General features: G+C 45.9%; 1 protein-coding gene. It reads right to left on the bottom strand.

The window, feature by feature from the left end; all coding sequences use genetic code 11:
• Positions 1-315: 315 nt before the first annotated feature.
• The gene (locus GC128_RS22895; protein ID WP_151996192.1) at positions 316-1428 is read right to left on the bottom strand and encodes a T6SS immunity protein Tli4 family protein; all 1113 of its coding nucleotides are present in this window, start codon (positions 1426-1428) and stop codon (positions 316-318) included.
• Between the last annotated feature and the right edge of the window lie 108 nt (positions 1429-1536).

The following is a 1536-nucleotide window of genomic DNA, read 5'->3' as shown; positions in this document are numbered from 1 at the left end:
GGAAGAAGCAGTGATCACTTTTCCTCCATGAGTGGTAGCATCACCTAAACACACAATTCCTGGCATTCCTTTCCCCTTATTAGTTACAGTCAAGCCAATAATAGACAGTTATTTATTAAGTTAGAAAACAGAAAGAGCCTGCGGCGAGAGATATTAAAATAGATGAAATAAAACCCAACAATATGACGTATTTTATTTTCATCCTTTCAAATAATTTGAGTCCGCATTGTCTCAGTAATCTTCAACCATAAACTCAGAACTTATTTTTGTGAGAATGCTTTGAGGGTCATCAGCTATTGTACATAATGATTTTGCTCAGAACGCATTGCTTCTGATACGGAAAGAACGGGTGATGCGATCCCATATTTCCAGCAGTTCGGCATCACTGTAAACCGGTGGTGGCAGCGCATGATTATTTAATGTCAGGTCAAGATTGGGATGTCTGAAGTCTGCCGTTTTCTCATTGGCTACAGCTGTAAACAATAACTGTGCTGACGCATTATCGGGTGATTTTTCTGACGGCGCAGTGGCCAGCCATTCGCTGGTTTCAAAACCAGCTATCTGTGTCTTACCCTTACGCAGGGTTCGTGCATTAATTTGAGAAAAGTAAGACTGAATTTCACCGCTTCGCTCCAGCATAGTTGTGCTTTCTTTTAAGGCGTTATTGCTCCAGACAACAAAAGAAAAGACCGAATTATGCGGATAGACAAAGGTAATATCTTCCTTCGGCGTCCCGACCCCGTCGTGGATAAACCCTTCGGAAATACAGGTCCCCGGCTGCGTGGGGATTTCATCGTCCTTTCGCCCGCTCAGACGGGACATTAAATCCTGTAGCTCTGCCAGTTTCTGGGGTTTATTATTTGCCATCCAGTCAGGTCTTCCAGCTTCTTTTCGTAACCAAAATGCACGTTCTTTGGCAAAGCGTGGATCAGAATAATCAAGAATCTCCTGAGTGAGAGTAAACGCCACACCTCCGACATACAGGTGTCCTTCCAGAATACGAAAAGCACCACCCACGCTCTCATTTTGATTGCGGTCAAATATCACCGCGTTCTCACTCAGCCGGTACACCTGCTTGAGAAAAGGCTGATCGACTGCTCTCACCGTGTGTCCATTCTGTAATTCCTCCTCCCGCAGACGGATACGCTGTTCAAACGACGGACGGTAAAGCCGCTGGCTGCTGATTCGAATATCATTAATCTGAGCACGATCCGTCAGCGTATTTTTAAAAGAGGCCGGAACCTCAAAAACATAGCGCCCCACGCACTGGGTTTTATTGGAGGCAAACAGGGTATCGACCATACGTTTTTCCTTGTCCTTTAACGCCGGTGGCGTATGCACAAACGTCACATAATTATGAATATAGAATCCTGCCGCCAGCAGCACTAAAGCCAGCGAGATAAGCAGTTGAGGAGGGATCTTTTTCATGGCACCGTCACTTGTTGCACTATTTTCACCACCGAACGAACCGTGAACACCAGGGCGTCAGACAGGTCGCTGTAAACCGAACGACTGCGGTCCGCAGGATCAATGGCA

Origin of the sequence: Buttiauxella massiliensis (assembly GCF_902500225.1) — a bacterium.
GTDB lineage: Bacteria > Pseudomonadota > Gammaproteobacteria > Enterobacterales > Enterobacteriaceae > Buttiauxella > Buttiauxella massiliensis.
The sequence above is the reverse complement of the archived record's forward strand: the minus strand, read 5'-3'. Positions and strand labels throughout refer to the sequence as shown.